Origin of the sequence: Nitrosovibrio sp. Nv6 (genome assembly GCF_900110495.1) — a bacterium.
Taxonomy (GTDB): domain Bacteria; phylum Pseudomonadota; class Gammaproteobacteria; order Burkholderiales; family Nitrosomonadaceae; genus Nitrosospira.
Genome location: NZ_FODX01000005.1, coordinates 185,309 through 212,284 on the forward strand (window position 1 = coordinate 185,309; position 26,976 = coordinate 212,284).

The following is a 26,976-nucleotide window of genomic DNA, read 5'->3' on the forward strand; positions in this document are numbered from 1 at the left end:
CGGCCGTGATTTGTCCGTTAATCCACCTTTTAGTCCCGGAAAATCTATCCTGATGGCGTGGTTAAAGAGTATTAAAAGCAAAATCGTTGTGTTCGCCATCACGGCCACGCTCATTCCGTCGCTGGGGCTGGGGCTGCTATCGTTCCGCCAGAATGAAGCGCAGATCAGCGATAATGTAACCCTTGAGCTTCGTGCGCTGACAAGTTATGCGAACCGGGAAATGGAACTCTGGATCGATAAGCGTGTGCACGAGGTCCACGTAACGTCCACTTCCAGTGCAGTCATAGATGGGCTATCGGCGGTTGAGCCGCGGGGAACGGACGAGTCCGGCAAAGATCCGCGAGCCCTGGCACACTATCTGCGGTCAGTACAGGAAAAACTTGACACAATACTGGAACTCACGATTGTGAATGCGGCGGGGCAAGTCGTGGCGAGTAGTGCGGAAACCCCGGCTATCGTGACACTTCCAGATGATTGGCCGCAGAGCTCTCTCACGGAAGGCCTTGTGGTCGTGCCGGCCCACTGGAACAAGCAATACGCCACCGCGACAGTCAGCATTGCGATTCCGGTATTGTCATACGACAACATTTTAATGGGTGCGTTAGTGGCCGTCCTGGATCTGCGCACCCTGCAACCCGATCTGAAAAGTGCAGCAAAATCGCCGCCGGGCGAAGTGCTTCTGCTCGATCCGGAAGGCAGGACTCTTGTCAGTAGCCACGCTGATGCAGACGAGTTGATGCAACTGGATGCATCCTCGCTGCAGCGTCTGCTCGCCCAACCGGGCAAGTCTCTTGCCTTTGATGGTCTGACTCATCAAGAAGTCATCGGATTGGCCGATGTATCCACGGAACTAGGCATCACGATATTGGCGGAACGTGATCATGCGGCAGTTTATGGAACGTGGATAGAACTGCGCAATATGTTCCTGGCGCTGGTGAGCGCACTGGTTCTGGTAATGACAGCAGTGGCCTTCCAGATGGGCCGTTCGATTGTTGTGCCTTTGCAACGGCTGATCCGTGCCGCGGACCGCATCGCCAGTGGCGATCTTGAGGTACGCCTCTCCGCAACGCGGCACGATGAACTTGGTCATCTTACCCAGGTATTTGACCAGATGGCGGACAGGCTGCGCCGGAGCCACGCGGACATCATGGCCGCCAATGAAGCCATGCAACAACAAAATCAGGTGCTGGAAACGCTTTCCATCACCGATAGCCTTACTGGCCTGCACAATCGCAGCAAACTTGATGCAATTTTGAACGATGAGCTCGCGCGGTTTAAACGCACCCAGCGGCAATTTGCATTGCTAATGCTGGATATCGATCACTTCAAGACACTCAACGACACCTACGGCCATGTGGTCGGCGATGAGATTCTGGCTGCTGTCGCCCGTATACTTCTTCAGTCTATTCGAAGTATTGACTATGCGGCGCGGTATGGCGGCGACGAATTTATTATTATTCTGGTCGAAACCTCAGCGGAGCTGGCATTGAACACCGCGGAGCGCATCCGCTCCCAGATAGAAAACATGCGCTACAGTGTGAGCGATTCAACAATCACGGTAACGGTGAGTATCGGCGTCGTGCAGTGCCAGTCCGACGATATAACGCCAACGGCGGTTTTCACTCGCGCTGACGATGCACTCTACGAAGCGAAACGAGCCGGCCGCAATCAAGCATATCGCGCTCCGTGAGCGACCATCGGGAAATCCTTCTGGTGAGAGGACTTTTGTAATAAGAATCGGAAAACCCGGAAAACTATTCGGCTGTTCCCATGGCTTGCCCACCGTGTCCATGACTTGCCGCCTGCGCTTCCACCAGTGAATTGAAAACCCACCCCGATCGTCCGTCAGCGGTGATGATTTGCAGCCAGTCGCCCCTGTAGGCCTCGGCGATCACCGTCGAACCTTTTTTCAGCATCCCGAGCACTCCGGCGCGTAGACCTGGCTTCTGGCGAAGATTGCTGTTGGCTTTGGCTCGCAGCGGGATCGGGACCTGGAATGAAACAGTCACCTGCTGCGGGTCCGAAGCCTTGCGGGTGCGATTATTCCTTACCATGTCGATAAACTCGCGAGCCTGCGCGGCGTAGTCCATGGCAGCAGCATAATTATCCTGCCCATACGCCGTCGCCGCCGCACTCAGCAGGAGCTGTGCCTGGGTATGCAATACCTGCTCGGAGCCTGTGATTGGGGAAGACTTCAAGTTTCCCATAACCATTTCAACCTCCGCAATAGTCGAGGCAGCAGCAGGGCGGGTGGCCAACCGCCGAAGTTTCACCTTGGCGTGGGCGGCCTGATTGTTGCTTTCCTGCAGCGCCTTCGCCTGATCCTGCTGCCGAGCCTCCTGACTTCGGATATAGGCTTCCTTCTCCGCCAACAACTTCTGCAAGCGTTCTATTTCGTGTTGCTGCGCCTCTTTTTCAGTCAGCAGCTTTGCATATTCAATTTCGGGTTGCCCCTTCGAGCGGGACTCCGACATTGAGTCCTCATTCTCGGCTTCCAATTGATGAGTTTTCGGAAGAATATTGCATCCCATCATATTCAAACCCAGGAGCACCAGAACCAGCCACCCCAGCATTTGCTCCCGCTGAACCTTGGACGGACTGTAGAGCTTACTCGATTGCTTCAATGGTCCCATTACCTCGTTATCTCCGATCCTGATATCCATGCTATTAGAGTGCCTATTATGCCCGCAGTCCAGGTTTATGTAATGCACATTATATTCTTGCGTGCGATTCAGCGGTTACTTCAGTCGGGGAGTAGCTAGCGCTTCTATCTCGCTCTGTCTGCGTGCGAAATGCCGAGGGTGAGTATATTCCGGTATTCCCAGATAGATGAATTCTTCAGAATCAGCTCGGATCCGGATCGCGACCCCGAACAGCGCCGGCAGTTCGGTATGGAAGTTAATGACAATTACTGGCAAAATGCGGGGTTGTCTCAAAAATAGCGGTTTTACACATAAATTGGTCCGCCTCCGCAATTACTGGTGGTAAACCGGAGGAACCGACCATATAGATAGACAGACGTAAGAGGTAAGAGCAAATGCTCTATCTGCTCCCTGGCAAGCGGAAAGGGCATATCTGCTGATCCGGTTGTCCTCAGTCGTCTCTTACCCGGCCTGGAAGCATTCTTAACAATAAATTGGAAAACGTTACATGAACCTCATCATACAAGGACTGGAGATCGAGAACAGGGATTTACGAGAGTTGGCGAAGCTTGCAGGCGCTAACGAAATCGAACGAATAACAGGTCAGGCCTTCAGGCTGAAAAATGCAAGCCGGCGGGATGAGGTCCCCGAATACTGCGCCGACGCGGATCTGGATTTCGCTTTCGTCGAGCAAACGGCACAGCTGGCAGATTTTGGTCTGGTGGCAATGGATATGGATTCCACCCTGCTTGCGATCGAGTCCATCGACGAAATAGCCGACATGCAGGGTGTAAAACCCCAGGTGGCGGAAATCACCCAAAGAACGATGCGCGGCGAAATTGTCTTCGCGGAAAGTCTAAGGCAGCGTACGGCGCTGCTGCAAGGCCTGGATGAGGATGCGCTACAGCGTGTATACGATGAGCGGGTTCGATTGAGCCCGGGCGCAGAACATATGCTGCAACGGATGAAGTCGGCCGGCCTCAAAACAATGGTTATTTCCGGCGGTTTCACCTTTTTCACGGATAGAATCAAGAAAAAACTGAATTTGGATTATGCAGCGGCCAACACGTTCGAAGTTGCGAATGGCAAGCTTACCGGAAAAGTGCTGGGGGAAATAATAGGTTCCAGCGGAAAAGCGGAGGTGTTAAAAAAAGTGCGCGAGGAACTGGGACTGAAACGGGAACAGGTAATCGCTATTGGCGATGGCGCCAACGATCTCAAAATGCTCGAGGAAGCCGGGGTCAGCATTGCCTACCACGCCAAACCCATCGTGCAGGAGAACGCTACCTATGCGATTAATCATGTCGGCCTGGACGGGGTGTTAAACCTATTTGGCTAATCGCTGCCGTCACCGAATCCCTGGACCTCGTCTTGATTTGAATTGGCATTCATCCAAATTACATAGCTTCGGAAGGTGCCGGGATATCCGGGCCTATCCCGGCTAATAGCTGAACGCGGCTTCAACAAGATAGGTGCGTTGCGGATAGGGATGAAAGACAAACGCCTTTTCATTGTTCAGGTTGGTAATGCCAAACGAGACCCGGCTTTTCAGGCCGTTTTGCAACTTGAACCGGTAGCTGGTTTTGAAATCCATGAAAAAGAAATCGCTCTGGGCGCCAAACACGTTGTTCACATGATCCTTATTATCGATATCGTTGAATGAATCGCTGGTGTAACGGCCCGAGAACGAGATGTTCCAGGCTTCCGTGGCATTATAGGTGGCAAAGAAATTAGCTCGCCAGTGAGGTAGACGAATCCGCTGCTTGCCCGTAAGATTGAAGTCGGCGGGCGTTCCGGTCGACTCGGTGAAGTTAATGATTGGACCTTTTTCGACCTTCGCATTCATCCAGGTGCCATTGAAACTGAAGTCGACTTTCGAACCCAGGATACGCCGCTGATCGTAGATCAGTTCCACGCCGGTCGTGCTGATCTCGCCTATATTCTGAAAGGCGCTCGTTGTGAGTATGCCTGAGGCCGTTCTTACTTGCTGGATGGCGTCCTTGATATCGTCGCGAAAAGCGTTCATTCGAATATAGCCCTTCGGCAGCCCATATTCGATCATGAAGTTGTGATGCACGCCGTTCTCGGGTTTGAGTAGCGCGTTGGCCGTGACCACGCTGGTTGGCGAACTCAGCGACTGATAAAGTTCGGCGATTACCGGAAAGCGATGAGCCCGGCCGAAGGAGTAGCGGTATTTCCACCGCCCGGGCTCGTAGCCCACTGACACTTTGGGCGAAGTTTCCCCCAGAGAGCGATCCGGCACGGCCACGCTCCCGACAACGCCGTTTGTTGCCGCCCACCACTCCTGACGCACGCCTGCGGTAACATCCCAGCCCGGCAGGAAACGAAACGCGGATTGTGCAAAGATGGCATGAGTCGAAGTCTGGCCATCGTTGTTTCGATTGGCTTGCAGCGCTCCGCGGGTGAGCGTAGCGTAATCGATCAGATCATATTGCCGAAAACTCAGATTGTATTGATCGAAATGATATCCAGCCAGAAACGATAATTTGTCGTTACCAAGCAGGATCGGCGCACTCAGCTTTAGATCATAATTCAGCCAGCTGAATTTCCTGAAATCCTGAATCTGTCCCTCACCGGTATTTGAAGGATCGCCTGAATTGAAAAAAGCTGAGGCACGGGTATCTTTCAGAACATCAAAATGGCTGATGGTCGTATCTATATTCCAGACGGGGGTCAGCGCGCCCCGAAGCTGCAGCCCCAGATTCAGCGTCTCGCGCTTGTCCCGGGTGCCTCCGAAACCGCGTTGGACAACATCGAACCGGGTGCCGTCCAGTGACGCATTACCCGGCTCCGCACAGGTGGCAACGGAGTTGCAGGTTGGGGCGCTTCCTCCCCAGAATAGATCTCCGGTCGCAGCGTCCCGTACATAGTTGCGGGGGCGGTTCTGATTGCGCGTGCGGTCTTCGTAAGCTACCGTAAAAATAGCCTGAAGATCCGGATTGATGTCGTACCCCAGTTTACCCTTGAACAGATGCGTGTTGACTTTTTCAGGGCCGGTATCGCCATAAATGAGACTGGGGGTGCCACGGGTATCCAGGGTCCGCACGCCCCCGCGCACGGGAGTTCCACCCGCAACATCGTGCAATCCCGTGTTATCGATGAAATAGGATTGGGGATGGCCCTGCGCTTCCAGCCGGTTGTATGCCAGGAATATCGAGAATTTGTCCTGGATCCGGTTGCCGTAGGATACATATTGCCGATCGCCGATGAATGTTCCCTTGTCCGGTCCATAAATCTTGAAAGGCTGAACAAACACGCTGCTTTCGACGTAGAATTCCTGCTTGACGGGCATGCGCGTCTTTATGTTGACAACGCCGCCGATAGAGTTGCCGCTGTATTCCGCCGAGAATGGCCCATAGACGACATCGACAGAATCGATTTCATTGGGACCGACCAGCGACCAGCGTGGCGCACCATTGTAGGATGCCTGCAGAAAATTGTGCAGGGGCAGACCATCGGCGTAAACCATATTGCGGGCGGTCGAAAACATATCTGCACCTCGAATGCCAAGCACGCCATTGGGATCACCCACATAACGCTGGCGAATCTGCAGACTAGGCATATACTTCAGTACCTCTTCCGTGGTTTGTGCATTTTGCCGCTCGATCTGTGTCCGGGTCACGCGGGCGGAAGGCGATGTGTAATGCGAGTCGCGTTCGGGCTCGCTAGTGATAACCATTTCCTTGAATACGGTTTCCTTTGCTTTTTCTGGTACTGGCTTATCCTCGTCTTTATCCGCGCTCTTATCCTTGTCCTTGTCGATAGCTTCACTCGGCACTTTCTCGTTCGCCGGACGTGGAGCCGGCAAAGGAACCGTATTTGGCGTTACCTGACTCAATTGAATCATACTTCGAGTCAATAACGGGGTAGCGGTGTCCGGCTGGATGGTTAACCCTTCGATGTAACCTGTAGATAGGAATGTTTCGGTGAGCGAGCGCCGTCCCAAGGGGTCCGTAATGGTCTTTTCCAGCAGAGATTTTATCGGCTCTCCCGGGTCTGCCGCCATGGCTGATGACGTGCACAGCGAAGCCGCAAGTACGAGTGAGATCGGTTTCATATTATTATTCGGTATCCTCGCTCGTTCCTATCCATAGACGACTGGACGACTCAACCAGATGCCCTACCCTCACAGGCATTTAAAATACCGATAGATCAACCGGCAATTTATCGCAGAGCAACGGGTCGGCTACGCTCAAGTACGCGTCAGCGTCTGGCTGTCACCCGTTCGATCGGTAGAGTGCGCAAACCTTCTTTTGCCGTATTCCAGACTATCAATATCTTTTCATGGTCGATCAGCGGCACGGGATAATCTGTCGCGCCGGCGGACGTCATCAAACGCGCGGGTTCGTTCCAGGACTCCCCGCCATCAGTCGAGTACATCATCTGTACCGAATAGAACTGCCCATCAAATTCCCGCCAGGTAAGGAGAACGATCTTGTCCGCTGCAACAACAGAAGCATGATTTGCCTGGGCTGCAGGATCGCCGACGGCCAACGGCTGCGATTCCCAATCGCCATCAATACTCTTATAGAACAGTCCCTGACGAGCCGTACCATTGGTAAACCACACCAGATGCAACTTGCCCCAGCGGTCAGCCGCGATGCTTCCCCCATTATGCGGACATGCATTAACGTGCCATTCATCGCGCGTTGCACGTCTCACTCCACCCTTGTCCAGATTCGCAATGGCGAAATCCCTGGTGTTGGTATCAAAAATATTCCGCCACAAGACGACCGGCCCCTCCTTTGTCCAAGTGAGCGCCGTCCGGCAACATTCGCAGGTATGCTCTTTAAAGCTGCGGTTCCGGCCGAAACTCGCACCATTATCGAAGGACTGCGTGGTAAATAAAGACACGCCCGAAAACGCTTCGCCTCTTTCCTTTGCCGCATCCCGGTCGCGTGCGTCCAGCCAGGCGACTGCTACCCTGCCCTCGCCGTCGATTGCCAGCGAATCGAAACGGTGACTGGTGAGCCGGCCGTCGTCGTTCAGGGTAATGGGTTCGGAAAAGGTCCGGCCCGAGTCTGTGGAGCGCGCGAAACGAATGTTGCCGGCATACTTCTGCGGCAGTGATTGTGTCCAGGTCAGCAGCACGGTGCCGTCGCGCGCAACGGCGATTTTCGGGCGGCTCTCCCCATCGGATGATATGTTTTCCGGTTCGGATGTGACCACTACCGGCTTCGAAAAACTTCTTCCATCGTCTTCCGACCGCGAAACCAGCAGTCGCTGATCCTCAACTCTTGCCAACCATAACCGCCCGTTCGCATCCAGCGTTGCTCCCACCGCCAACGTCGACTTTGGAGCCCGGGAAGCCTGGGACGAGTGGGACATTGAGTGATCTGCTTCTTCTTTGACTGAATCCGGCTGACCCGCGAGCACGGCGGCCGAAAAACTCACCAGCAACACGGTTGCAATACGAAGAATCCGAAGCATCTCCCTCTCCCATCATAATATCCGGCGAGGATAATCCATTTGGAGAGGCCTGGGAATGTGACAAATTGTCGCACCTTGCCTGTTACATTGTCTCGAATCCAGCGGTGGCAACTATGACGTGGTATTTAACCAGGCGAATTTTCAGTCGTCTCGTTTCCAGATACGCCCTTTTCCAGGTTGACTTTTATTAAGCCCGATATCAGTGACTCGCCGGATATGCCGTTGAATTATTTGTACAGGAATGGGCGCCGCCCTCATTTCTTACCCACCCACCTCTGTACCACGAGGCTGCCTACCATATCGCCCTCGACATTGACTGCGGTGCGGAATGTATCCAGCAAGCGGTCGACGGGCAGCAGGATGGCAATGCCTTCTGCAGGCAAGCCCACCGATTGAAGCACCAGTACCATCGTCACCATGCCGGCGCTGGGGATGCCAGGTGCGCCCATCGCAGCGAGCATGGCGGTTAAAAACACGATTATCTGCTGCATGAGGTTGAGCTCTATGCCAGCCAGATTGGCAATAAAAAGGGCGGCAACGGCCTCATACAACGCCGTGCCGTCCATGTTAAGCGTCGCACCCAGCGGCAGGACAAAGCCGGCAATATCGCGTTTGACATGCAGGTGCTGCTCGACACACCGCAAGGTGACCGGCAACGTGGCGGAACTGGAACTGGTGGCGAAAGCCGTTATCAGGGCCTCGCGCGCGCCGCGCCAGAATTTGAGGGGCGTCATGCCGGTGACCAGATAAAGGATCAGTGGGAGTACCACTACCCCATGCAGCAGCGTCGTTCCCACTACCACGGCGATAAATTCGATCAGTGTCGTGAGCAAGGCCGGATCCTGCGTCGCAACCAGTTTCATCAGCAACGCCATGATGCCTAATGGGGCGAGCCGCATGATCCAGCCCACCAGCATCAGCATCAGCTCCAGGAACTCCTGTAACAGAATGAGAATATTGGCATATCGCTCCCCGCCTACTACCAGGGCAATTCCGAGCAGCAACGCGAAAACCACCACTGCAAGCACGTCACCTTGCGCGAGCGCTGTTATCGGATTCTGAAACAGCGAATGGAGTAAATGCGAAAAGAACTCTGACATTGGCATTTCAGCCGCTCGAAAGTCCTGCATGGCATCCTGAAACATGGCGAACTGCAATCCTTCGCCCGGACGGACAAGGTTAGCAGCGGTCAGCCCCAGCATGATCGCCATCGCCATGGAAAATATAAAGAAGCCCAATGTTGCTTTCCAGACCTTGTGCATCTGCCGGTGTGCGCGTAAATTTGCAACTCCCACCGCAATGGAGGTAAATACCAGCGGAATCAGCACCATTTTCAACAAGTCAATAAACAACGTTCCAACGAGCTCAGCGATATATAGTCCACCCTGGACGACTGCTGATTCTTTTTCGAGCAGGGACAAGCCCAGGCCCAGTAAAAGACCCGCCAGCACACCCCACAGAATTTGCGCATTAAGTGACGTTTTTTTCATTGTCGGATTTTTATGAAATATTATTTTCTGAGCGAAACTGTGGAGAAAACGCTTCTTCTCAATAACGTCATGGACCACAAGTGAAAGGAAGCGCCGACAAAGGGAAGAGCCAACATTTGTTTGTGAGCAACAATACCAGATTTCTCAATGATGAAAAGCCGGCTGAAAGCAAGCCTGAAGCGAGGCTCAGGTTGCCAAAAAGCAAATTCGGAATATTTCCCCGCCAGTTCGGCTATGAGCGCTGCTTTGCCAGCACCCCTCATTTGCAATCATCCTGATGCTCCCGGCAACGTGGTATTCTCAGCAGTTATAATCCGTTATCATGAATGCCGGCATGCCGCTTTCAATTGTCATAGCACCGTTCATTGCGTTTACGGTAGCCCTCGGCTTGATCTGGTATCTGATCAAGGGCAATGTCCTCAAGGTGCTGGACCATCCCAATCCTCGTTCCCTTCATAGCAAAGCTGTTCCTCGAACCGGCGGGTTGGGTTTGATGGTGGCAATACTCGCCTCATGGGCATTTCTCCCCGAAGCGTTGCCATTGTTTATATGGATAAGCGTTACCCTATTGGTAGCAATATCATTTGCCGATGATATTTTCGGATTGCCTGTCTGGGCCAGATTACTGCTCCATGGAGCGGTCGCCGTGTGGTTCTCGGTAACGATGCTATCCGATACCCATGGCTGGATAGTCCTGACCGTGGCCACGATCGCGATTACCTGGATGCTCAATCTTTATAACTTCATGGACGGTTCAGACGGGTTGGCGGGCGGCATGACTCTGATTGGTTTCAGTTGCTATGGGGTAACTGCATGGTTAGCCGGGAATGAGCCGTTTGCCCTTATGAGTTTCTGCGTCGCCGCGGCCGCCGCTGCTTTCCTGTTGTTCAACTTTCATCCTGCACGTATTTTCATGGGAGATGCGGGTGCAATCCCGCTGGGATTCCTGGCTGCAATAATGGGCGTGATGGGCTGGACAAATGGCTGTTGGCCGCTGTGGCTGCCGCTACTCGTTTTTTCCCCGTTTATTGCCGATGCCTCTGTTACCCTCGCACGACGCGGCCTGCGCGGGGAGAAAGTGTGGCAGGCGCATCGCGAGCATTACTACCAGCGCATGGTGCAAAGCGGTTTTGGCCATCGCAATACGGCGCTGCTCGGTTATCTTCTCATGCTGGCCGCGAGCACCAGCGCAATATGGGCAATGCGGCAGCATACTGCAGTTCAGCTTGGAGCCGGTATCGCATGGGGTGGAATTTATTTACTTATGATGCGGGTCTTTGACCGTTATTGGGGGCGCTATTCCGGAAATCCATAGCATGCCTGTATATAAACCCAACATACGCGCGGTAATCGCGTTCGTTCATGATCTGGCCGCCGCAGTCATTGCGTGGTGGCTCGCTTATTCGTTTCGCTTCAATTTCGAAATACCGCCATTGTACCTGGGGTCATTGAAAGAAATTCTGCCATGGGCGGTTACGCTGCATGCGGCTGCGTTTTTATGGTTCGGCCTGTATCGCGGACTTTGGCACTATGCGAGCTTGCCCGATTTACGACGCATCCTGTTTGCGGTACTGGCATCGGCCGCTGCCGTGCCGCTGGCATTATTCATGTTGCAAATACACTCAGGTGTCCCGAGAACCGTTTTGCTGCTGGGCCCCATCCTGCTGCTGTTTATCATGGGTGGCAGCCGTCTTGCTTATCGTTTATGGAAAGAACATCGACTCTATGGACAAAAAAAGCCGGAACGCAATCTCGTCCTGGTGCTCGGCGCGGGTGACGCCGCAGTCGGGCTGGTGAAAGAGCTGGCGCGCAGCGTGCAATGGCAGGTGGTGGGATTACTGGATGATGACCCAGCAAAAACTGGTCTGATGCTCCATGGGTTTAAAGTATTGGGCAAAATCAACGAATTGCCCGTTATAGCAAAAGAAACTGGCGTTGCCCATGCCATTATTGCCATGACCTCTTCCGCGACCGACCGCCGGAAAGCCTACCGCTCTCAACTCGACCGCCGGCGGCCAGATCGCCTTCTCCGTGACCGCCGGCGAGCGCTGCAGATGTGCGCAGCCGCTGGGGTAAAGGCCTTGACCATTCCCTCTTATGACGACTTGATCAGCGGCAAAATCACGGTGTCACAAATCCGCACCGTTGAGCCGGAGGATCTGTTGGGCCGAGATCCCGTGGTACTGGATAACGAAGGCTTGCATGACCTGCTGACAGGAAAAACTGTGCTGGTTACCGGGGCTGGCGGTTCAATCGGGTCCGAATTATGCCGCCAGATTGTCAAATTCGGACCGGGACGGCTGGTGCTGTTCGAATTAAACGAATTTGCGCTCTACAGCGTCGAACAGGAATTTCAGATCAAATTTCCAGATATTCCGATGTCATTTACGATAGGAGATGTCAAAGATCATGCCCGTTTGACTCAAGTGTTCTCGAAATATCAGCCGGCAGTCGTATTTCATGCCGCCGCTTACAAGCATGTGCCGCTCATGGAGCACGAAAACGCCTGGCAAGCCGTACTGAACAATGTCTTGGGAACTTACGCTCTGGCGCATACCGCTATTGCGCATGGCGTGGAGAAATTTGTATTGATATCGACCGATAAAGCAGTAAATCCTACAAATGTCATGGGAGCAAGCAAGCGGCTGGCGGAGATGGTGTGCCAGTCGCTACAGCAAGCGATTCCTTGCCGGGAAACGGACGATGTGGACGGTGTGGACGATTTGGACGATTTGGGCGATTTGGACGATTTGAGTTGCCGCACGCAGCGGCCAGGTTTTGTCATGGTTCGCTTCGGCAACGTGCTGGGCAGCGCCGGCAGCGTAATTCCCAAATTCCGCGAGCAGATCGAAAAGGGTGGCCCGATTACTGTCACTCATTCCGAAATCACGCGCTATTTCATGTCAATACCTGAAGCTGCGCAACTCGTTCTGCAGGCGGGTTTGATGGGAGGAAAAAACGGCGCCGGAGAAATTTTTGTGCTGGATATGGGTGAGCCGGTGAAAATAGCCGACCTTGCGAGAGATCTGATCCGTCTCTCGGGTCTGAGCGAGGATGATATTCAAATTGTCTACAACGGATTGCGTCCCGGGGAGAAACTCTACGAAGAATTATTGGCGGATGATGAAAGCACTTTACCCACACCTCACCCTAAATTACGCATTGCCCAGGCCCGTCCGATCGACAGGAAATGGCTGGCGGAACTGTTGGCCTGGCTCAGCGAGCACCCTGTACTAGGCGATGAGGAAGTAAAACAGGATTTGGCAAGATGGGTACCGGAATATTCGAACCGGGAATCGACGCATTGAGTTCCACGGCTCCTCCATGTTGTGGATAGCGCTGAGCTATTCTCCACGGGGATAGTTCTGGTTCAGGCAAGTCCGGGCAAGCCTGGCGTAAGCGCCCCCTCTTGCAAACAACTCCTGGTGACTGCCGATTTCAATGATCCGGCCTTTGTCCAGCAGGACGACGCGATCTGCTTTTTCCAGGGTAGATGAACTGTTCGCGATAACAAGCGTTGTGCGTCCTTGCATGACTGCGTCCAGTGCGGCCTTCACATGGTGGACAGACTCGTAATCTATCGCCCCGAATGCCTCATCCAGGACCAGGATAGGTGAATTTTTCAGCAATACCCGAGCAATGACGATACGCAGCCGTTGTCCGTTCGTAAGTTGTACGCCTTGCTCTCCTACCAGCGTTTGCAATCCCTCCGGCATTTCCCGGATGAATTCGGATGCATGAGCTGCGTGTGCAGCAGCGGTGATATTCGCTTCTGTTGCGCGGCACGTAGCACCATAAGCGATGTTGGCCGCTATCGTATCACTGAAAAGCGTTGTCTCAGCGGATATCAGCGAAACATTGGCGCGCAGGCTAGCCAACTTGAAGCTCTTCAGATCATGACCATCCAGTAGAATTTTTCCCGACGTCGGGTTCACGAAACGCGGCACCATATTTGCAAGAGCCGCGGTGCTATCCCTAAATCCCACCAGCGCCACCATCTCGTATGGCTGTATGGTCAAAGTGATATCCCGCAACACCAGGCAGGCTTCGCCGCAGAAACCGCTATTCGCTTTGGGGCTAACTTTGGGGCTAGCTTCGGTGTTGGCTTTGGAGCTGACTTCGAGGTCAGCGTGAATGTTCTTTTCCCAATCCTGACAAAAACTGACCTGCTCGAATCTCAATTCCCCTTGTGCACGCTCAATGATTATCGTCCCGTTATCCGGTTCAGCCACCTGGTCCAGCAGCGAAAACACGCTTTCTGCGGCTATCAGCCCGGATTGCAGAACTTGCCTCACGCCGCCAATTCGCGTTACCGGCACAATCAGCATCAGCATGGCTGCGGTGAGAGAGGCAAAACCGCCTGCCGTCATCTCATCGGCAAACGCCTGCTGACCGGAGACATAGATGATGACCGCCAGCGCAACCGCTGTCGCGATCTGCGCCAGTGGAACACAGAGAGACGCCATGGCCATCCGTTTCATCACAAAGCGGGACACCACCTCCGCTTGCTCCCTCATGCGTTGATGTTCATACTTCTTACCGCCGTGCAGCTTGACCACCAGGTGGTTCTCGACGGAGTCCTGTACCGCGCGGGTGAAACCCTCAGTTGTTTGTCCCACTTCCAGGCCCATGCCATGCAGGCGCTCCGTGACTATCCGCATGATCAGCAGAATCACTGACGCCATCAATAACATCAGCAGTGACAATTCCCAGTTGAGATAGAGCATCCATCCCAGCAGTCCCAGAACAGTAAAGGAGTCCTTGACCATCACGGTGACGAAGTCGGTGAAAGCGCGAGTGACTTGACTGGCCCCCGATGTGACGGTGGAAACGAGACCGCCGCTGGGGTGGCCGGCGTAATAGCAGGAAGGCAATATCAATAGCTTGTCGAACATTTCTGTCCGCAAATCCACGGTCATTTTGTCGCCTACCCAAGTGATCGCATAGGTGCCGATCTGGCCCGCTACACCGCGCACGGCAAACAGGCCAACAGTCCCCAGCAGAATCAGTCGCATCAATTCCAGATTCTTGGCGGCAATAGCGCCATCCAGCATTGGCTGCACCAATGCAACCAGCATTGGCACCGTTGCCGCCATCGCCATCATGCAGATCAGTGCAAGTATGAGCGCGTCCCAATAGGGCGCGATATATCTCATCAGGCGCAGGCATAACTGGCGGCTGGTGATGATTCGCATGTTTTGTATGGCCGCGCAAGCAGGTTCGGAGGAAAGGGGGCTTATTTCCGATAATTTCGGGGAAAGCCGTATTATGTCACCTGCCACCGTGCGCGATAAGGTGTGGATGGCGAAGTTATTACCTGTAAATCTCTGTTACCTCAATTGAACTGGTATTTCATGGTAAACCAGACATTGCGCTCCCGAGCCGGCAGTGCGTTAAAGCTCGTGCCTGCCGCGTTGCGGATTGCATATGAAAAGTACTTTTCATCAAATAAATTATTTACCGCCATGCTCAACAGCAACTTCCTTATCTGATGAGTAACCTTGAGATCCACGGTGACGTAATCCGGCATGCGACGTGTGGCAGTATTGGCCTGATCGTTATCAAATACCTGTTCGCCCACATAATTCATCATTGCCGCGATGCGCGTTTCAGGTGCAAGGCGAAACGTACCACCGGCCGCAGCGCTGTGGCGCGGCACCAATGGAATGATATTCCCCGAAATATCTACGCCGCCAAAGTTTCCTTCACGAAAACGCGCCTCGGTGTATGTATAGTTGCCAAATATATCGATTTTATTCGTAACAGCCCAGGAGCCTTCGATTTCGGCACCCTGCCGCCGGGTAGGAGGAAGATTCGTATTGGCAAAGAACCGGAATGGGTCTACATTCATGAAGCCGATCTCGTTGTTGAGATTGATCCGGTAAAGCGCCGCGCGTCCGCGTACCGATCCTTTCTGATAATCCAGGCCGATTTCGCCGGTATGCGCGGTTTGGGGCTCAAGTATCCTGACTATCGAATCGAACGCAGGCCCGCCGAATTGATTGTAGTTTTCATCTACCGTGGCTATTCGGAAGCTTCGGCCAAATTTGCCATAGAATGAAAAAGCGGATCCCAGGGGCTGGCGCACCCCGGCATCATAGGCATATACAGTGCGGCTCTGCCGATCGCGGGCATGGGCTGCTGAATTGAAACGGTCGGTCGCTCTGTTGTCCACCCATTGCAGCCGTCCTCCCAGTGTGACGACCGTGCCCTTGGGCAAGGTAGCGGAATGCTGCAGGTAAATCGCACGATTCTGCTGCGTTGCCACCACATCGGTCTGCAACACGTTGGCTGATGCCGGGCCCGGTACAGTTTCCATTCCGGTAAAGCGTTTGGCATTATAATCCCACCATTCCAGATTTGCGCCCAGCACCAGTTCATGGGTGATTCCGAAAGCCTGAAATGGCAGCTTCATCCGTGGATTGAACAACCATACGTTGGACCGTGAATTGACGAATGTTTTGGAATTGAAGGCATCAATACTATAGTCGTCGAATAAAGCTGTACGATGGTTGTCGCGAAAAGACAGGTCTGCGGCAAGATCGCCAAATCCAGTGGTGCGTTCTCCCCTGAGGGTTACAAATGCTCCCTCGCGGGTGGTGAAATCTCGTGGTGTGGAGGTCCCTTTCCGGTCCGCTGTCAGTTGTGCTTCCGTGCGCGTAGCTGGTAATTCCAATTTTTGGTCATCCAGGCCAAACTTCAGCAATGCCCTGCCATTGGCGAACTGATAACGCAGATCTCCTTGCACATTCATTTGATGAAGCGAATTGTTGAGGCGATAATTATCTGTTTGCAGCGCATTCCCGGTGAGTGCCAGCGCAAGATTCTTGCCTGCCGCGTTTAATGTCCCATTGACTTCCGTTCCGCCATAGCTGCCAAACGAAAGCCCACCGGTGCCAGACACGCGGCCAGGGCTGGCGGCTCGCGTCACTATATTGATTACGCCCCCTGTGGCGCCAGCTCCATAGGTTACCGCCCCGCTACTTCGCAGCACCTCGATGCGTTCGATGGAATCAAGAGGAACCGTCGACCAGCGAATACCCACCAGTTCATTTTCGTTCATCCGTTGGCCGTCAAGCAAAACCAGCGTGTTCTGGTTGCCGGTAATGCCGAATCCTCGGATATCGATCTGTGGATCGGGGCTGCCATCGACGTTGCGGGTATGTACTCCGGCCAGCTGTTGTATTAACTCCGGCAAAGTTGATGCGGCGCTGTTCTTGATCTGCTCCGCGCTGATAATGGAAACCCCTATCGGCAGTTTCTCCACACGCTGATTAAAGCGTGTCGCGGTAACAACAACCTCTTCGAGCTGACTTTTCGGCGAATCATCGATGCTAACGGCCCATGAAGGCGCAGGAACAGCAAGAAATGACAAGACAAGTTTGCGGAATAGGCTCACGGTATCAGCTTGTGTTTGGGAACCAAAAATTCCCATGTGATAAACAAGGAAATACCGCGGAGGACTTTTTGAGCGAAAAGATATCGATCAGGATGTCGCCCCACGCGATATGTTCCGTATAGATTCAAGGCCGGTATCCGGGCTTGCAGGATTTGACGTATCGCCTTCCCATGAACTGGAGAATTCACAGTGGCCTGTCGATACGCCCACACCTGCTTACCGTTGCGGGGGCAGCCCAGGCATAAGAAACTGCGGAACAAGTCCTCCCTGCAGAGGATTGTTCAGCAATGCCCTACCTGGTTCCCGTTTAACTCGACCGCGCAAAGCGGTCGAAGCACCTCAAACGTGGCGCGCATTCTACCAGAATCATTGGTGTCAGAGCGCTGAAACCTTTGTGTGAATGCTTCACCCTCGGAATACCGAATGTGTCGCTATGTGAATAAACACGGCGGAACGCGGCGAATTTCTTGAAACTACATTTGAAAAATCGCGTTACCAGTTGACTCAACAAGGATTTCCAAACTATAGTGCCCTGATGGAATCGGAACTAAACTCTCTCGAAGAGAAAATTAATCAGTTCGTACGTTTGTGCCAGCAACTGCGATCGGAGAATATCGAGCTACGCCAGCAACTGGCCGGTGTTGTCAGTGAAAATAGACATCTGACGGAAAAAATAAGCACTGCGACTTCCCGGCTTGAGGCCATTCTGTTGCAAATTCCCGAAAGCGAAGAATGAAGACTCCGCAAACTATTGATGTCATCATCATGGGACGCGAATTCCGCGTCGCCTGTCCTGACGAAGAGCGCGAGGAGTTACTGCAGGCAGTGGCATATCTCGACAAGAAAATGCGCGATATCAGGGACAGCGGCAAGGTAGCCGGCTCCGAACGCGTTGCTATTATGGCAGCGCTCAATATCACTCATGAATTGCTCACGGCGAGAAACAGGGGGGGCTTTGACATGGAAGAATTTAAGCGTAGAATCGATTGCATGCAGGCAGCGCTTGATGCGGTGATGCCAGAACAAGATAAGCTGTTTTGATCCGGCATCACGAAATTTTCAAGATCGGCTCGAACAGTTTTCACATTTACGCGTTACTCTAGTTACACGCGGCAGTGGACTAAGGTTGTTCCCTGCGGTGTTTGTTAAGACCTATATTCTTTGAACCAACTTTTTGAGAATTGGTTGCAAACCAGAGCGATGCTGTTGTGCGCGTCCTACGCGGAAGCGCCTGATGCATCCGGTAAGTGACCGCCTTGGACCTTAAGGTTCAAGATAAATGGTCTGACGGCATTTGCGGGGACTTTATTTGGAATACAAAAAAAGCGGTTATGCCGCTTTTTTTGTTGCCTCTCAGCCACCCAACCAGGAGCGGCTAAAAAATCTGCGCTTTTAATTTGTGACTGAACTATGCATCATTGAGTCAGCCACACCACCTGCCCCTGGCACAGGTCGATCTTCACATCCGCGCGGCTTCCGCCACACCCCAACCTGCTGGGGTAAATTCACGCTCTTTGCCAAATCCATTTTCATGTACTAATCTGTTGATTGAGTCCCATGTCTATAACTTCTATCGACAGGTTGAAATGCCGTATCAAGGGAAACGTCAATTTAAGGCTAAATCTGGTAAATCGCGGCGAGCCGAAACTGAAATTACGATAATGCACATGCTTGTCCTGCGAATTTTCCCCTGCGCGCTGCGTTTACTTCTCCGTTTTGAAAGGCATGCCTAACATGATCCCATCCAAATCCCGCATAGATCCTGACGGCAACCGCCTCCCGATCAAGCTCGACACGACATCAAACGGAGAGTTTGAGCCGGTGCCGCTATCGCCTGTGAATTGCGCAGCGAACCGACTTGCCCATGAGGCGGCCGACAAGAACGCGAAGCGCTTGGCTGTTTCCCGGAGAGACTTTCTCGTCTCCGCCTGCGGTGCGGCCTCGACGCTTCTCGCTTTCAATGTCGCGAACGCCGCAGCAGGCAAGGTGGGAGGATTCTTCAATCTACCCAACGAAGCCGCGCTGGAGCCCGCGCTCGCCCAGGCGCGGATTGGCGGCGATGAATTTATCTTCGACGTGCAGGGGCACTTCGTGGATCCGAACGGGGCGTGGCTGCAGAAGCTTGCCCCTGGCGTGAAACCATTGAGCCAGATGCCCAAGACCGGCTGCGCGCTCGCGTCCGAGCCTGGGGCGTACAGCTATCTGCGCTGCCTTGGCCCCGACGAGTTTATAAAAGATGTGTTCCTCGATTCGGATACCGATATGATGGTGCTCTCCTTCGTCCCCTCACGGCCGGATGCCGAGCCACTCACCATCCAGACCGCAGACGCGGTGCGCAAGATCGTCGATCGGATGGAGGGCATGCATCGGCTGCTGCTGCATGGACGGGTCAATCCCAACCAGGCGGCAGACTTGGATTCGATGGATGAGTTGAAGGAGCGCTGGGGCGTATCCGCGTGGAAGACTTACACGCAGTTCGGGCCTCAAGGCAAGGGCTATTTTCTATCGGATGAGATCGGCACGCGCTTCATTGAAAAGGCGCGCGAACTCGGCGTCAATATCATCTGTGTGCACAAGGGCCTGCCGTTCGGTAAACAATCCTACGAACACAGCAAATGTACTGATATCGGTGTCGTCGCCAAGCGCTTTCCCGACGTCGCGTTTCTGGTCTATCATTCGGGCTTTGTCACCGGGGTCCCTGAACGCGCTTTCGAGGGCAGGGGTGCGGACGATGGCATCGATACGCTGATCCGCTCGCTCATCGAGAACGACGTCGCGCCAAATAGTAACGTTTACGCCGAGCTCGGCAGCACGTGGCGCTACCTGATGCGCGAACCAGAGGCCGCTGCTCATGCATTGGGAAAACTTCTGAAGTACTGTGGCGAGAACAACGTACTCTGGGGAACGGACTCTATCTGGTATGGCTCCCCGCAGGATCAGATCCAGGCTTTTCGCGTGTTCCAGATTGCCCAGGACTTGCGCGACAGACATGGCTATCCGGAAATTACCCCACGGATCCGAGCCAAGATTTTTGGACTCAACGCCGCCAAGGTATATGCGATCAGCCCGGACGAGGTACAGAAATACCTCAGGCGCGACGGTATCGCCCAGGAACGGCTTGGCTATCTCGAACACCCCGAACCGCATTTCCTCACCTATGGACCAAAGACGCGGCGCGAGTTTCTGAATCTACCAGGGGCGGGACAGCCCTGAGCCGTTAAGAAATGTTCCGCGAAAGTGGGAATCCATGGTTTTGAGAACGTTGGATTCCTGCTCCTGCTTTCTCAGAAATAGCCCAGCAGAACGATAGTCTTGCCGCTTCTTCCAGCGGTTGCACCTGTGCGACTTATTGCGGGACGTTTTTTGATGAATTCATACCGCCCAGCGCAGCATTAAAGTGTTATCAGCACCGAGTTCCACCGTAGTACCGAGCTTCTCACCTTCCCTTTTCAGAATATTCTTCAACCAGCGAGCATCCTCGTCAGATGCGCGAGACAGCCTGAGGTGTTTAATCTGCATGGGTACCATCTCCAGACTGATCAGATTACCGCTTGAAGGGTCCGTACTTACGAAATACATCAGAGCCAGATCACCCCGATAAGCCTCATGCCCTGAAATCCCTTCATAGTCGTTCAGGAAATCGCCACAGCCGTAAAGAATCAGTTTTCCTTTATAAACCTCGATCCCTTTCACATGGTGGGAAGAATGGCCATGAACAATATCGACATCCGCTTCATCGATCAATCGATGGGCGAATTCCCGTTCAGCGCGCGGAACCTGGTAACCCCAGTTGCTGCCCCAGTGGATTGAAGCAACCGCAATGTCATCCCGCAGTTTCACTTGCCCAACGCTATTACCGATATCCCGGATCGTTTTGGCGGATAAATCCGGTAACAGGTTTACCCCCGGTCTGTTCGACGTTGCTGCCCACCTCCAGGGGATTCCGCTTGTTTCCGAACCAAATGAAAAAACCAGCACCCGCCCTTTTCTTGAAACAGTCATCACGGCAGGGGCCTGGGCCTCTTGAATATTGCGCCCTGCTCCTGCAATTTTTATATTTGCCTGCTTCAGTGTCTCCAATGTTTCCGCAAGACCGGAGTACCCCCAATCCAGAACATGGTTGTTCGCCAAGGTGCAACAATCGATTTTCGCCGCGGTGATACAAGGAGTATTATCCGGATGCATTCGGTAATTGACTGCCTTGTCTTCTACGTCATTACTTCGAGTAACCGCGGTTTCCAGATTGATGATACGTAGATCGGGCTTTCTTCGGTCCAGCTCGACAAGCGCATCCCCCCAGATATAGGAAAATTCCACCGGCTCTGGTATGGGGCCATTTGCCTCTTCGGCAAGGTCCACATAGCCGATGGCGCTTTTCATGTAGCCCTCGAAAAGGACGGGGTTGCCGGAATGGGGCAAAATCTGATCAATGCCCCTGCCCGTCATAACATCGCCACATAGAAATAAACTGACAACGCCGGATTCCTGCTGCGATCTCACAGAGTCTTGTTCCTCGTTCCTCGCGCTGGTCTCGGTTGCGGCAAAGCTGACACCCGAACTATGAGTCATCGTTTGCGCGCAAGTCGGGCGAAGCGCCATCGCAAATCCTGTGGCAACCGCAGAAACGATGAATCCGCGCCGTTCCAGTTGATGGCGCATATGTTTGACGTTATCAGGAGGCTTCATGACGACAAAACGGTAGGACTTCAAGCTTTATCCAAATGATTACCGAGAATGGTAGAGACCTTCTCCCCGTGGGGAAATTAACGCCAGAGTTACCGAGCCCTCGCATTTAGCTCAGCCAGCAGGTTTCCAACCCGGTAAGGTCATGCCGATAAATAAATCGGCGAGGGGGTCAAAACCGGCATTTCTGTCCAGAATATCCTGCAGCGATCCAGTACTGTGAATTGCTTTCCACCCTGTTATGGAAAACGTGTCTTCGTTATACACATGTTTGGAAAGCAAGGGATTCGTCAAGGCTTGAGAAAAAGCATCCACTGCTACCATTCGAAGCATCAATGGCGGCAAGGGCGAATCTTCCACAAGGTCTTCCGCAAACAAACCAACGTAGAAATCAATGTCCTCCACGCGCTGGTATGTTTTCCTGAGAAAATCAACCACTCGGGAGTCCTCGGAAATGTCGGAGAAATCCCGGGGCCGGGATAGGGACACGTAATCACGGTAATCAGTGTAGGGAGCCAAGTCAGCCAGACGGCCCTGGTCGATAGCGCGAGTTTCGATTTCCCATAAAAACTCGGCAGTGTTGAACGGACCAAGCCGCGCGGCTCGCTGGCTACTCATATCCGTGAATGCCCGTCGCAACCCTCCATCGATCAAGAGCCGATTGTTCATGGAGGTCGCTCCCAGAAGGTAGTCTTTGCCATTCCACGTGATCCGATTCGGGACTAGGGAATGCCAGCGATACAACAAGCTGAATTCCGTTGTAATCCAGTTGGGCTTGTTCCATGGCGCGTCCCAGGCAACTGATGGATCGACGTGATATCGAAACAGGGGGGAGATATGACTGATATATTCCTCCACCACAATCTTGATGAACAACACAATCACCGTATTTCTTGCAGTCTGAAAAATACGCTCATCATTCCAATCAGGATGACTCTGTTCAATCTCGCCCGCGAGCCTATTATGCTCTCGCAAAAACAGCGTATTCAACATGGCAACTTGCGGAACGGCATTCGTTCGATCTCCTCCAAGGGCAAAAATTCGAGCACGTAACTCTTCCGGATTGGGCGCCCTCTCCAGAGCACTCTTCAGGCCGAGTGGTTTATCGAGGTCGGCGAATTCCTCCTTTATCCTGTCCTTATCAAAGAGGAAAGGCGAAAACTCTTCCTCTTCGATAAATTGCGATTTCAAACGGCCGCGTTTTCCCCCAACTTCGCTTTTAAGCCGAAGGACGTCCGTTTGTTTTTGCAACCGCCCATAGAGTGGGCACATGTCAATCTGATGGTTGGAGGTATTTTGCAGACGCACCTCCTCCGGCTCATTTGCCTCGGGCATGCGTGTGCGGATAAAACCGTCAGTCAGATACTGGGCAAAAGTCGGAAACAGCAATGTTGATTTATCGGAAAGACGCTGTTCTCCATTCTGCTGTTTGAAAAGCCCAAGCAAGTCTCCGGATGATGGCAGATTCGGGGTCTTCTTCGCAGGAAGATGACGCGCGCTCCACCGCTGATCTGTAAGAGAAATCCATGAAGTATAGTCGTGGACGGTGCTCCAGGGATGGGGTCTGTGGCGGCAGACATTCACGGTCCTGTTGGTGATCCATTCATTTAATTTCGTGTTTAGCCACGGCCAGTTTTCCGCGATACCCAAGGCGAGTCTGAGAAGGCGATTCATCAACTTATCAGTTATCATCGTTCCTCCGTCCAACAGGCATACACTCAGGATTTTGAAAAGCTTGCATAGTATCTTCCGCACGCAACGGATTGAAATCGTGTCTCTTTATCTGCGACCCCGGGAATAAACTCTTTGCTGTGGTTCAGCGACCCAGCTCCATTTTGGTGGAACTCCGGAGTCCACATTCACCTTCCGCACCGTCGCCGCAGTCTCAGTATAGTAATGATCGGCAAAATATGCGTACTGGTATGAAATCGGATATCTTCCGGGTAGGCATTGGGATGAACGTTGAAGTGCCCCACCAGGCTATCGTGCGATAGGGCGCGCGCAATTATCAGGCGCGCAGCTCTCATGCGCGATCAGATGAGTATCGTCGATGGAATCTTTATCATTCGAGCTGTGCACGGCCCGGGAGTTGGCCGTTATTGCCGAGGTTGGCAAGCTCGAGTACTTTGACCACCGGTTCGAGCGGTCCGCGAGAATTCAGTCAGTGCGCAGCACACGCCGATTCAATGCGATTTTTCGGATTTGTAAGGAGCTTAGACGCTGCAGTCACTCGCCGATTCATTGATACAAACCGGCGGCCGTGATCGAGCGGGTGTTCAGCGCTTTTTGCCCGGTTCGGAAGTAGTAACGTTGACGAATTTACGAAAGATATCGTCAAGCTTGTTTCGGTATACATCCAGCCGCGGATCTTTCCTGTATTCGTCTGCAAGTTCCAACACTGCCTTGTTAAAGCCCTCTTCACTCGAGGACATAGGCAGCGTTACCGATCCGTGAGTGGCGAACTCGTTATTCCAGCGCGCACGTGCCGCTGCCCAGAACTCTGATGTCGACTTCCAATAGGCCTGCGCGGGCCCAAAGTCGTAACCTCCGATACGCCGGTACTCATTGAACCCGAACTCGCGGACCAATACCACGTCTTTTCCATCTTCAGCCCGCATTACCTTGGTATTGTCCTGCTCGTGCGTCCAACCCTGCGGCGCGATTGTGTGACGGTTCTCGCTATTGATCAGCTGATAGTCGGCGCGCTTGGTGTATTCGCGCCGGGGCAGCGGCCGCCAGCTGCGCTCCGAGGTCCAGGTCGGTATTCCGTACCTGTGATTCCATTTACCGCTGCCGGAATATCGCGGTGCGTCGTTTACTTCGTAGACTAATTGCGTCCACGTACCAGGTATGGCGGCAGCGTCCCGTTCCCGCTGCTCGAAGCGCTGATTGCCAACATAAGTCCAGTGCCTCGGCATCTCGTATATCCAATCCTGACGCCAGTGCTTGGTTACGTTATCGCCCATCACGAGAATGTGCTGCAAAGAGATTTTCTTGCCTGTATCCTCAACCAGCACAACGGCTTCGAAGCCAATGCTGCGCTTGGGCTGCTTGCGTTCGTAGCCCGGTTTTAGCACTACCGTCTCGTCAAACCTGAATTCGACCTGATACTCACCCAGCATTGAAAGAATAGCACGGCGATCGCAGTCGAACGCACGTTCGCCGGCGGCACAGCCAACAACGGGGCGTTCAACCGTGGGATAAGCCGGTGCAGCAGGTTTTGCGAGGTACGTTTTGCCAGCGCATGCGGTGAGAAGGGGCAGGATGAGTAACCACGTTGCGATCGCAAACGAATGTTTCATTAAGTATCTCCGTGTGTAAACGAGTCTTGCGTGATCAAAAAATGGGAGGGCCTGAAAGCTGCACATCTTGTATTCTTATCTTCGTTTGTCGCCGCACCCGCTGACCCATACTTTATTTTCCATCATTGCTTAATTGCCTTAAACATCTGGCCGATAAATGCCGGATTGACCAGACTGTCTGGCTAGAGATGCTGAGGGGGTACATGTGCTGCTTGTCCAGTGAGAGCATCTTCTCTTTATAAAATGACAGTGCGGTATTTCTCATGTATATGCGCAAGGTGCCTGCTTTGCGCTCTATCACTCTATCATTTTCATTCCCGAATAGCTGGGTCGCCGGCCGGAAACTCCCCAAGATGACTTATCCGATAATAATGATTATTATTTACCATGTAAATAGCAATAGCACCCCTGGCAGTCTGTCGGACTTTCCTTTAAGTCCGACAGACTGCTAGTCCCTGGTAGCCGTTCCGTTATACTATTCAGGTATGTTGCCTGGATAAAAAAGTGTCGATTGTTATTTATGGATAGATAATACATGCGTTACTGGCTGATGAAATCGGAACCGTCCGATGTAAGCATTGATGACCTCGCGGCGATGCCTCAACAAACTGTGGCGTGGTATGGCGTACGCAATTATCAGGCGCGTAATTTCATGCGCGACCAGATGGGCGTCGGCGACAAGGTTTTTTTCTATCATTCCAGCTGCGCTCAGCCGGGAATCGCGGGGCTTGCAGAGGTTAGCAAGCTTGCATACCCCGATGCTACCCAGTTCGACGCCAGCAGCAAGTATTTCGATCCCAAAGCCACATCACAGAATCCGCGCTGGTTCAATGTGGATGTGCGGTTTGTCAAAAAAACCCGACTGGTTGGCATCAAGGAATTGCGAGACTACCCCGAACTTGCCACTCTGCGCATTCTACAAAAGGGAAATCGCCTGTCCATCACACCGATAGATCCGGCGGAATGGAATTTCATCATGAAAATCCTGTAATGCCGCCTTTGCGGCGAGCTTCCCTATCAGGTAGCTGGCGCGAACTGCTCCAACCACAGCATTACGGCAAAGCTTGAAGTGGAGTGGTGGCCCGCTTATCTGTTGTTGGGTACGATTGTCGGCTTCTTCGCCGGGCTGCTGGGTATCGGCGGTGGGCTAATGATGGTTCCGGTGCTCACCTTTATTTTCGGCGCCCAGCATTTCCCTCCAGACCGCATCCTGCACCTTGCCCTGGGCACCACCATGGCTGCAATCATATTCACGGCCGCTTCCAGTCTACGCGCTCATCATGCTCACGGTGCGGTGAACTGGCAGGTCGTGAAGTATATTACTCCAGGAATCATCCTGGGCACACTGGGGGGGGCGACGCTGGTAAGCATGCTGTCCAGCCACGTTCTCAGTATCATTTTTGTCGCATTCATTTATTCCGCTGCCACCCAAATGCTGCTTGGAATAAATCCAAAACCCAGCCGTAAGCTTCCCGGTAGATTCGGGATGCTCGGTGCAGGCAGCGTAATCGGCATGGTTTCCAGTTTTGTCGCGATTGGAGGCGGATTGCTGACGGTACCGTTTCTTTCTATCTGCAACGTCAGGCTGCAGCATGCGATTGGCACCTCCGCCGCGGTAGGCTTCCCTATTGCTGTAGCCGGCGCGATTGGCTATATCGTCAATGGCATGGCACAATCCCAACCGCTGCCGGAATACAGCCTGGGATATATTTATCTACCCGCGTTGGGATGGACCGTGCTGGCCAGTATGCTGACAGCACCCCTGGGTGCGAAAACCACGCATATCATGCAGACCGCCACACTCAGGAAAATTTTTGTGGTGCTGCTTTATTTGCTGGGAACAAGGATGCTGATCGGGCTTTTTTAGGGCGCACAAATAGATGGATGCCTCGTCACCCGTCGCCCACCGCACGTGTCGTCATGGAATACATCAGCCGGACGGGTAATCAGCAATCCGAGAATGAAAAAGAGCTTGATCCGGACCAGGACAGTTCACTCGCATTTGAGGA

18 protein-coding genes, 1 other RNA gene and 1 riboswitch are annotated in these 26,976 nt (G+C 53.2%); of the genes, 10 read left to right on the forward strand and 9 right to left on the reverse strand.

Annotated elements, in window-relative coordinates; genetic code table 11:
• Window positions 1–52: 52 nt before the first annotated feature.
• Entirely contained in the window at window positions 53–1,690 is a 1,638-nt protein-coding gene (locus BMX66_RS11760) for a sensor domain-containing diguanylate cyclase (protein WP_090882456.1), read from the forward strand.
• A 64-nt stretch (window positions 1,691–1,754) separates the two neighbouring features.
• Here the strand turns inward: BMX66_RS11760 and BMX66_RS11765 are convergent, their stop codons facing one another.
• A complete protein-coding gene (locus BMX66_RS11765) occupies window positions 1,755–2,663 on the reverse strand; it encodes an SH3 domain-containing protein (protein WP_255398933.1) in 909 nt (302 codons plus the stop codon).
• Window positions 2,664–3,150: 487 nt separating this feature from the next.
• On the opposite strand from BMX66_RS11765, the gene serB reads away from it, so the two are divergent.
• Window positions 3,151–3,981 carry a phosphoserine phosphatase SerB gene (serB, locus tag BMX66_RS11770; protein ID WP_090882396.1) on the forward strand — a complete coding sequence of 277 codons (831 nt, stop codon included), beginning with the start codon at window positions 3,151–3,153 and terminating at the stop codon, window positions 3,979–3,981.
• A gap of 102 nt (window positions 3,982–4,083) precedes the next feature.
• On the opposite strand, the gene BMX66_RS11775 is transcribed toward serB, so the two are convergent.
• From BMX66_RS11775 to BMX66_RS11785, 3 genes are all read right to left on the reverse strand, one after another.
• Entirely contained in the window at window positions 4,084–6,720 is a 2,637-nt protein-coding gene (locus BMX66_RS11775) for a TonB-dependent receptor (protein WP_090882398.1), read from the reverse strand.
• Window positions 6,721–6,866: 146 nt separating this feature from the next.
• Window positions 6,867–8,093, reverse strand: a complete 1,227-nt coding sequence (locus BMX66_RS11780) for a sialidase family protein (RefSeq protein ID WP_090882400.1) — start codon at window positions 8,091–8,093, stop codon at window positions 6,867–6,869.
• 254 nt (window positions 8,094–8,347) lie between these two features.
• Window positions 8,348–9,583 (reverse strand): dicarboxylate/amino acid:cation symporter, encoded by a 1,236-nt coding sequence (locus BMX66_RS11785; protein ID WP_090882460.1) that lies wholly within the window; start codon window positions 9,581–9,583, stop codon window positions 8,348–8,350.
• A gap of 334 nt (window positions 9,584–9,917) precedes the next feature.
• Between BMX66_RS11785 and BMX66_RS11795 the strand changes: the two genes are divergently transcribed.
• The gene (locus tag BMX66_RS11795) at window positions 9,918–10,898 is read left to right on the forward strand and encodes an MraY family glycosyltransferase (RefSeq protein WP_255398934.1); all 981 of its coding nucleotides are present in this window, start codon (window positions 9,918–9,920) and stop codon (window positions 10,896–10,898) included.
• A gap of 1 nt (window position 10,899) precedes the next feature.
• Window positions 10,900–12,891, forward strand: coding sequence for a polysaccharide biosynthesis protein (locus BMX66_RS11800; protein WP_090882405.1), 1,992 nt, complete (start codon window positions 10,900–10,902; stop codon window positions 12,889–12,891).
• A gap of 36 nt (window positions 12,892–12,927) precedes the next feature.
• On the opposite strand, the gene BMX66_RS11805 is transcribed toward BMX66_RS11800, so the two are convergent.
• Together BMX66_RS11805 and BMX66_RS11810 are read right to left on the reverse strand one after the other, a co-directional pair.
• Window positions 12,928–14,778, reverse strand: a complete 1,851-nt coding sequence (locus BMX66_RS11805; RefSeq protein WP_090882407.1) for an ABC transporter transmembrane domain-containing protein — start codon at window positions 14,776–14,778, stop codon at window positions 12,928–12,930.
• Window positions 14,779–14,918: 140 nt separating this feature from the next.
• The gene (locus tag BMX66_RS11810; protein WP_158593417.1) at window positions 14,919–16,982 is read right to left on the reverse strand and encodes a TonB-dependent receptor; all 2,064 of its coding nucleotides are present in this window, start codon (window positions 16,980–16,982) and stop codon (window positions 14,919–14,921) included.
• Window positions 16,983–17,092: 110 nt separating this feature from the next.
• Window positions 17,093–17,339: riboswitch (cobalamin riboswitch) on the reverse strand.
• A 178-nt stretch (window positions 17,340–17,517) separates the two neighbouring features.
• Here BMX66_RS11810 and BMX66_RS11815 point away from each other — a divergent pair.
• The 4 genes from BMX66_RS11815 to BMX66_RS11830 all read left to right on the forward strand — a co-directional run bounded on the left by BMX66_RS11815 (window position 17,518) and on the right by BMX66_RS11830 (window position 20,195).
• Window positions 17,518–17,718, forward strand: coding sequence for a hypothetical protein (locus BMX66_RS11815; RefSeq protein ID WP_090882411.1), 201 nt, complete (start codon window positions 17,518–17,520; stop codon window positions 17,716–17,718).
• Window positions 17,715–18,023 carry a cell division protein ZapA gene (locus BMX66_RS11820; protein WP_090882412.1) on the forward strand — a complete coding sequence of 103 codons (309 nt, stop codon included), beginning with the start codon at window positions 17,715–17,717 and terminating at the stop codon, window positions 18,021–18,023. The genes BMX66_RS11815 and BMX66_RS11820 overlap by 4 nt, the downstream gene beginning before the upstream one ends.
• Window positions 18,024–18,109: 86 nt before the next feature.
• Window positions 18,110–18,289, forward strand: a non-coding RNA gene (gene ssrS, locus BMX66_RS11825) — 6S RNA.
• Window positions 18,290–18,716: 427 nt separating this feature from the next.
• On the forward strand, window positions 18,717–20,195 hold the full coding sequence (locus BMX66_RS11830; protein WP_090882462.1) for an amidohydrolase family protein: 1,479 nt from the start codon (window positions 18,717–18,719) through the stop codon (window positions 20,193–20,195).
• 159 nt (window positions 20,196–20,354) lie between these two features.
• Here the strand turns inward: BMX66_RS11830 and BMX66_RS11835 are convergent, their stop codons facing one another.
• The 3 genes from BMX66_RS11835 to BMX66_RS11845 all read right to left on the reverse strand — a co-directional run bounded on the left by BMX66_RS11835 (window position 20,355) and on the right by BMX66_RS11845 (window position 24,967).
• Window positions 20,355–21,692 carry a CapA family protein gene (locus BMX66_RS11835; RefSeq protein ID WP_255398935.1) on the reverse strand — a complete coding sequence of 446 codons (1,338 nt, stop codon included), beginning with the start codon at window positions 21,690–21,692 and terminating at the stop codon, window positions 20,355–20,357.
• Between the two features lie 87 nt (window positions 21,693–21,779).
• Window positions 21,780–23,357: a peroxidase family protein gene (locus tag BMX66_RS11840; protein ID WP_090882414.1), complete on the reverse strand. Its 1,578-nt coding sequence runs from the start codon at window positions 23,355–23,357 to the stop codon at window positions 21,780–21,782.
• Between the two features lie 584 nt (window positions 23,358–23,941).
• The gene (locus BMX66_RS11845; protein WP_090882416.1) at window positions 23,942–24,967 is read right to left on the reverse strand and encodes a DUF6607 family protein; all 1,026 of its coding nucleotides are present in this window, start codon (window positions 24,965–24,967) and stop codon (window positions 23,942–23,944) included.
• Window positions 24,968–25,502: 535 nt separating this feature from the next.
• On the opposite strand from BMX66_RS11845, the gene BMX66_RS11850 reads away from it, so the two are divergent.
• Entirely contained in the window at window positions 25,503–25,958 is a 456-nt protein-coding gene (locus BMX66_RS11850; protein WP_090882418.1) for an EVE domain-containing protein, read from the forward strand.
• A gap of 78 nt (window positions 25,959–26,036) precedes the next feature.
• Complete coding sequence (locus tag BMX66_RS11855) at window positions 26,037–26,834, forward strand: sulfite exporter TauE/SafE family protein (RefSeq protein ID WP_090882420.1); 798 nt, start codon at window positions 26,037–26,039, stop codon at window positions 26,832–26,834.
• The last annotated feature ends 142 nt before the right edge of the window (window positions 26,835–26,976 follow it).